This window comes from Micromonospora maritima (assembly GCF_902825405.1).
Classification (GTDB): domain Bacteria; phylum Actinomycetota; class Actinomycetes; order Mycobacteriales; family Micromonosporaceae; genus Micromonospora; species Micromonospora maritima.
Genome location: NZ_CADEAU010000300.1, coordinates 1 through 6,700 on the forward strand (window position 1 = coordinate 1; position 6,700 = coordinate 6,700).

The following is a 6,700-nucleotide window of genomic DNA, read 5'->3' on the forward strand; positions in this document are numbered from 1 at the left end:
CTTCCGATCTTGCGCGATCGGTTGCGGCGGGGTGGGCGGCGGAACGGTCCGCACGGACGCGCCGATCAGCCCGGCACCCACCATGGCGAGCAGGACGACGACGGCCGCGCCGGCGGCACGCCACGGTCTCCCGTGACGGCCGCCGGCCCGGGTCGTCGTCCGGTCAGACCAGGCCACCGGCCCGCCGCCGGCGCAGCAGCACCAGGCCGCCCAGCGCCGCGGCGCCGATCATGCCCGCGCCACCGGTGGCGAGACCGCGGTCCACGCCGGTCGTGGCCATGCCACCGTCACCGCCGTCGACGCCACCGCGGGGCAGGACCACCAGCTCGCCCTCGCCGCAGGAGCCCCTGAGCTCGTAGCGGCCCGGGCGGGCGTGCTCGGAGACGGTGGCCTCGCCGTAGTAGACGAAGTCCTTCCCGTGCTCCCAGCCGGCCTCGTCGCCGCCCCGGCCGTACTCGTCTCCGCCGTGGCTGTACTCGTCGCCGCCCCGGCCGTACTCGTCGCCGCCCCGGCTGTACTCGTCGCCGCCCCGGCCGTACTCGTCCCCGGACTGCCAGTCCTTGCCGTGGTCGTCCTTGCTGTAGTCGTCCTTGCTGTAGTCGTCCTTGCCGTCCTGCCAGGCACCGTGCTCGTCCTTGACGTCCCGGCCGTGCCCGTCCTTGCCGTCCTTGCCGTGCTCGTCCATCGCCCAGTCGGCGGCGTCCCGGCCCGGCTGTTCCTTCTCCCAGCCCGGTTCGGCGTCCTGGCCGTACTCCTCGTGGCCCTTCCAGTCGGCCTGGTCGCCGTGGTCGGCGACCACACCGCCGCCCATGCCACCGGGCTGGCCGCCCGGCTGCGGCACGTCGGCCGGCGGCTGCGGCATGCCGTTGCCACCCGGGCCGTGTTCGTCCTTGCCGTGCTCGTCCTTGCCCTGGTCGCCCTTGCCGTGCTCGTCCTTGCCCTGGTCGCCCTTGCCGTGTTCGTCCTTGCCCTCGGGGCCCTTGCCGTGGTCGTCGCGACCGTGCTCGTCCTTGCCGTCGGGACCCTGGTCGGCGTCCCAACCCCCGTCGGACCAGTCGCCGCCCTTGTCGGACCAGTCGCCGTGCTCGCCGTCGCGGGCCGGGTGGAGGTCGACCTTGCCTGTCACCTTCGACCAGACGGAGGCGTGCTCCTGGGGCTCGGAGCAGATCTCGAGCAGTTCGACGGTGTCACCCGCCTTGACCACGTGCGGCTTGGCGATGACCTTCCCCTCGTCGTGTCCGCCCGCGTAGGCCATCCCGGGGGTGAACACGAGAAGGCCCGCGCCGCCCAGAGCGGCACCTGCGACGACCTTCCCGAGCATCTTCTTAGCCATGACCAGCGTCACTCCATCCCTCTTCGTCCTGAGCCCGACGTCGGTCGAGCTACCGCCGACGTTAGACCTTTTCGCGACTTATTCGGGGAAAGATTCGTTTTTAGGAGTTTGCCGATGATGTACCGATGCTGGTGCTAAGTCGGCCGAGGCCCGGTGTGCGTCCCTCCGCGCCCGCCGCGCCCACTCCGCCCCTTCGCCCCACTCTCGAGCGGTCGGAGGAGCGTGGTGCGGCGTGGCCCGGGGTGGTGCCGGGTAGGGTCGGGGAGCGTATCGAGGCATTGCCATGGAAGCGCTCCCATGCAAGAATCGCTGCACGCGGTTCGGGGAGCCACACCGCGAGCTGAGGCGTCGAGGGCAACCGGTACCCACCGGACGACGTCGGCTCCCATCGACCGGTCCTGCGGACCGGTCGGCACCACCACCACCTCACGCCCGTCCGGGTCGGGCGTCCCCCGAAGAAACCCGTGGCGCGCACGGCCGTTCCCGCAGGACGACCGCCGCCGCCATTCCGCCGGGCCGTTCGCGGATCCGGTCTCGCCCAAGGAGATCAGTGGCATGAATCTGTGGAGAAGGCTGTCCGGCCGGAGCCGGACGCTCGCGCTCACCGGCGCCGGCGTCCTCGTGGCCGGCGGGCTGGTGACCCTCCCGGTCACCGCGGCTCAGGCCGCGACCCAGTGCAGCGTGGACTACACCACCAGCGACTGGCCCGGTGGCTTCACGGCCACCGTCGTCATCAAGAACCTCGGTGACCCGGTCAGTTCGTGGAACCTCGGCTTCACCTTCCCGAACAGCTCGCAGCGCGTGCAGCAGGGCTGGTCGGCGAAGTGGTCGCAGACCGGCCAGAACGTGACCGCGCAGAACGAGTCGTACAACGGGTCGCTGGCCACCGGCGCCAGCACCAGCATCGGCTTCAACGGCGCCTGGAGCGGCAGCAACCCGAAGCCGACCCAGTTCACCCTCAACGGCACGGTCTGCAACGGCGGCACGCCGCCCACCACGACCCCGCCGACCACCACGCCCCCGACGACGACGCCGCCGACCACGACGCCGCCGACCACGACGCCGCCGACCACGACCCCGCCGACCACGACCCCGCCGGGGCAGAAGGTCGACAACCCGTACGCCGGGGTGAAGGGGTACGTGAACCCGGAGTGGAAGGCCAAGGCCGAGTCGGTGGCCGGTGGCAACCGGGTGTCGAACAACCCGACCGCGGTCTGGCTGGACCGGATCGCCGCGATCAACGGCACCACCGGCAGCAGCTCCAACGGTTCGATGGGTGTCCGTGACCACCTGGACGCCGCGCTCGCCCAGGGCGCCGGCTACATCCAGTTCGTCATCTACAACCTGCCCGGCCGGGACTGCGCGGCGCTGGCCTCCAACGGCGAGCTGGGCCCGGACGAGCTGCCCCGCTACAAGTCCGAGTACATCGACCCGATCGCCGCGATCCAGAGCGACGCGAAGTACCAGAGCCTGCGGATCGTCAACATCATCGAGATCGACTCGCTGCCCAACCTGGTGACCAACACCTCGGGCAACCCGGGCGGCACCGCGATGTGCGACACGGTCAAGGCCAACGGCGCCTACGTCAACGGCGTGGGCTACGCGCTGGCCAAGCTCGGCGCGATCGGCAACGTCTACAACTACATCGACGCCGCGCACCACGGCTGGATCGGCTGGGACAGCAACTTCGGCCCGGTCGCCGACCAGCTCAAGGCCGCCGCCGTGGCGTCCGGCAGCACGGTGCGCAACGTGCACGGCTTCATCGTGAACACGGCGAACTACTCGGCGCTCAAGGAGCCGTACGTCAAGATCACCGACTCGGTGAACGGCCAGACCGTGCGGCAGGCCAAGTGGATCGACTGGAACCAGTACGTCGACGAGCTGTCCTTCGCCCAGGCGTTCCGGCAGAAGCTGGTCTCGGTCGGCTTCGACAGCAACATCGGCATGCTGATCGACACCTCCCGCAACGGCTGGGGCGGCACGGCGCGCCCGACCGGCCCCGGCCCGCTGACCAGCGTTGACGCCTACGTCAACGGTGGTCGGGTCGACCGCCGCATCCACGCCGGCAACTGGTGCAACCAGGCCGGCGCGGGCCTCGGCGAGCGGCCGAAGGCCAACCCGGAGCCGGGCATCGACGCCTACGTGTGGGTGAAGCCCCCGGGTGAGTCGGACGGCTCCAGCAAGGAGATCCCGAACAACGAGGGCAAGGGCTTCGACCGGATGTGCGACCCGACGTACACCGGCAACGCCCGCAACGGCAACAGCCTCTCCGGCGCCCTGCCGGACGCGCCGATCTCCGGCGCGTGGTTCCCGGCCCAGTTCGCGCAGCTGATGCAGAACGCCTACCCGGCGCTCTGAGTCACCGCCGGACCACCCGCGGCGGCGGGAGTGAGGCACCGCCGCGCGGGTTCCCCGGGCCCCTGGTCGACGCCCACGTCGGCCAGGGGCCCCCGGCCGTCCGGGGTCAGGGAACCGTACGCTCGATCGCCGCCCGGCCCAGCTCGGCCAGGTCGCGGCGGGCCCGCTCGAGGTTCTCCGGGGTCATGTCCTGACCCCGGGCCCGGACCAGGTCCTCCGGCTCCCACGGCTGCTCCGCGCCGGTGCGGATGTTGTCCCCGCCGGCGCCCGTGCCGGTGCCGGTCGCGCCCGTGCCGGCCGCGTACGGGTCACCGATGAGGTCCGGCGCGCCGGTGTCGGCCACCGCGCCGTCCGGCTCGGTGAAGGTCGGGTTGTCCGGGTCGGTACCGCCGGAACGCAGCTGCGGCACCGTGCTGTCGTCGTCCACCGCCGCCGCCACCTCGGGGGTCTCCTCCAGCGGCCGCTCGCCACCGGGGTCACGATCGGTCATGCTGCTGCCCTCCTGTCCTGTGATCCCCCTGGCCTACCCGGTGCGGGCCCGGCCATGCCGACCCGGCCGCGGCCCGGCCGGATCAGGACTCGTCGCGCTGCGGCTCCGGTGCCTCGGTCGGGCTCAACCGCTGCCACAGCAGCATGAGCAGCCCGAAGACCAGCATCACCGCACCCGCCCACAGGTTGATCCGGACGCCCTGCGCCTTGTCGATCTCGGCGGAGGAGTCGAAGAGGCCCATCAGCCCGACGATCAACCCGTACACGACGAACAGCCCGCCGATCACCCGACGGATGTCGAACAGCCGGGCCGCCGCCGAGCGTGCCTCCCGGGCGTCCTCGGTCTCGTCGACGAGCGGATCGTGGGCCTCGCCGTGCTGGTAGCGGTCCTCGTTGTCTGCCATGGCGTGGGTCCCTTCCTCAGAAGACCGGGATGTAGAAGAGGGCGGCCAGGACCACGGCGACGACGCCGAGCAGCACCGGCGAGCGGTACCAGGCCGCGTCGCCGGCCAGCGAGTCGTCGGCGAGCGTGGCGTCGCTGCGGCCGTACACCAGCCCGGTCAGCTCGCTGTCGGGCTTCGGCCTGGTCAGCGGCGTGACGATCGCGGCCACCACCGCGACGGTCACGAAGGCCAGGCCGGCGCCCCAGAAGCTCTCCTCCAGGTCCGAGTTGAAGCTGATCACGCCGGTCTTGTAGAGCACGTAGGTCGCGATCGCCACCACCGTGCCGGACAGCAGCGACCAGAAGCCGGCCAGCGCGCTCATCCGGCGCCAGAACATGCCGATGATGAACGTGCCGAAGAGCGGGGCGTTGAAGACCGAGAAGAGCGCCTGGATGTAGTTCATGATGTTGCTGAAGCCGGCCGCGATGAACGCGGTGCCGATGCCGACCACCACGGCCACGACGGTGGCGATCCGGCCCACCTTCACGTAGTAGCCGTCCGGCTTGTCCCGCCGGAAGTACGCCTGCCAGATGTCGTACGTGAAGACGGTGTTGAAGCCGCTGACGTTCGCCGCCATGCCGGCCATGAACGAGGCCACCAGGCCGGTGACCGCGATGCCGAGCACGCCGTTGGGCAGCAGGTCGCGCATGAGCAGCGGGATGGCGTTGTTGTAGACCAGGTCGCCCTGGTCGGCGCCCAGCCCCTTGACCGTGATCAGGGCGATCAGGCCCGGGATCACGGTGACCACCGGGATGAGCAGCTTCGGGTACGCGGCGATGATCGGGGTACGCCGGGCGGCGCTCATGTTGCGCGCCGACAGGGCGCGCTGCACCTCGGCGAAGTTGGTGGTCCAGTAGCCGAAGGAGAGCACGAAACCGAGGCCGAAGACGATGCCCAGCCAGTGCGCGCCCAGCGGATTGTCGGTGCTGCCGGTGCCCTGCCAGGCGTGCAGGCCGGCCTCGCCGAGCTTGGACTCCCGTACCGCGTCCATCAGCCCGTTCACGCCGCCGACCTTGACCAGGCCGATCACCGTGATCGGCACCAGGCCGGCGATGATCACGAAGAACTGGAGCACCTCGTTGTAGATCGCGCCGGAGAGGCCGCCGACCGTGATGTACGCCAGCACGATCACCGCGCCGACCACGATCGCGATCCAGAGCGGCCAGCCCAGCAGCGCCTGCATGATCAGCGCCAACGCGTAGAGGTTCACGCCCGCGATCAGCACCTGGGCGACCGCGAAGCTGATCGCGTTGAGCAGGTGGGTGGGGCGGTTGAAGCGCAGCCGCAGGTACTCCGGGACGCTGCGGACCTTCGAGCCGTAGTAGAACGGCATCATCACGATGCCGAGGAAGACCATCGCCGGTACGGCGCCGATCCAGTAGTAGTGCACGGTCATGATGCCGTACTGGGCGCCGTTGGCGGCCATGCCGATGATCTCCAGTGCGCCCAGGTTCGCCGAGACGAACGCCAGGCCGGTGACCCAGGCGGGCAACGACCGCCCGGACAGGAAGAAGTCGACGCTGGTCTTGATGGCACGTCGGGCGGCGAAGCCGACCCCCAGCACCGTGACGAAGTAGAGCGCCAGGATCAGGTAGTCCAGGGCGTTCATGTTCAACCGTAGGCCGCTACCCATGCCCGATGCTCCCCTCGTGTGGGTGCGTGCTGCGCCCGCAGGTACCCCGATTGCGCGCTTTCATGCCTCCTGCGTGGTCCGCCGGGCACGACGGAGCCCCGGCCCGAGGGCGGCCGGGGCTCCGGGGCAGGTCGCGGGCGTCAGCGGCCCAGCACGCGGTCCAGGAAGTCGCGGTAGCCGCGCACGGCCACCCGGAGCTGCTCGGTGTCGGTCGAGCCGGACTCCTGCCAGGTGCCGAGCCGGGTGCGCTGCTCCCGCAACGCCGTGGCCAGCGCCTCGATCGCCTCCTCGACGAGCGACTCGGCCTCGCCGACCGCGGCGCGCGGGTCGTCCACGAAGCGCAGCTGGACGTCGCGCCAGCGGTCCCGGAAGCCCTGTGCGGCCTCCGGGGCGAACAGCGTCGCCGCGTCCGCCGGTACGGCGCCGGGCGTGGGCCGGTCCGCG

At 71.0% G+C, this 6,700-nt stretch carries 5 protein-coding genes and 2 pseudogenes; 1 reads left to right on the forward strand and 6 read right to left on the reverse strand.

The window, feature by feature from the left end:
* Both HUW36_RS34575 and HUW36_RS22375 read right to left on the reverse strand, forming a co-directional pair.
* Nucleotides 1-177, reverse strand: a pseudogene (locus HUW36_RS34575) (class F sortase); the annotation flags it as partial.
* Entirely contained in the window at nucleotides 164-1,333 is a 1,170-nt protein-coding gene (locus HUW36_RS22375; RefSeq protein ID WP_174529972.1) for a collagen-like domain-containing protein, read from the reverse strand. The gene HUW36_RS22375 and the pseudogene HUW36_RS34575, both read right to left, overlap by 14 nt.
* Nucleotides 1,334-1,888: 555 nt before the next feature.
* Here HUW36_RS22375 and HUW36_RS22380 point away from each other — a divergent pair.
* On the forward strand, nucleotides 1,889-3,691 hold the full coding sequence (locus HUW36_RS22380) for a glycoside hydrolase family 6 protein (RefSeq protein ID WP_174529973.1): 1,803 nt from the start codon (nucleotides 1,889-1,891) through the stop codon (nucleotides 3,689-3,691).
* A 106-nt stretch (nucleotides 3,692-3,797) separates the two neighbouring features.
* Here HUW36_RS22380 and HUW36_RS22385 read toward each other — a convergent pair whose 3' ends face one another.
* From HUW36_RS22385 to HUW36_RS22400, 4 genes and pseudogenes are all read right to left on the reverse strand, one after another.
* Nucleotides 3,798-4,181, reverse strand: coding sequence for a hypothetical protein (locus HUW36_RS22385; RefSeq protein ID WP_174529974.1), 384 nt, complete (start codon nucleotides 4,179-4,181; stop codon nucleotides 3,798-3,800).
* Between the two features lie 82 nt (nucleotides 4,182-4,263).
* Nucleotides 4,264-4,584: a hypothetical protein gene (locus HUW36_RS22390; protein ID WP_174529975.1), complete on the reverse strand. Its 321-nt coding sequence runs from the start codon at nucleotides 4,582-4,584 to the stop codon at nucleotides 4,264-4,266.
* Between the two features lie 16 nt (nucleotides 4,585-4,600).
* Nucleotides 4,601-6,256 carry a sodium:solute symporter family protein gene (locus HUW36_RS22395; protein WP_174529976.1) on the reverse strand — a complete coding sequence of 552 codons (1,656 nt, stop codon included), beginning with the start codon at nucleotides 6,254-6,256 and terminating at the stop codon, nucleotides 4,601-4,603.
* A 140-nt stretch (nucleotides 6,257-6,396) separates the two neighbouring features.
* A pseudogene (locus HUW36_RS22400) lies at nucleotides 6,397-6,700 on the reverse strand (hypothetical protein); the annotation flags it as partial.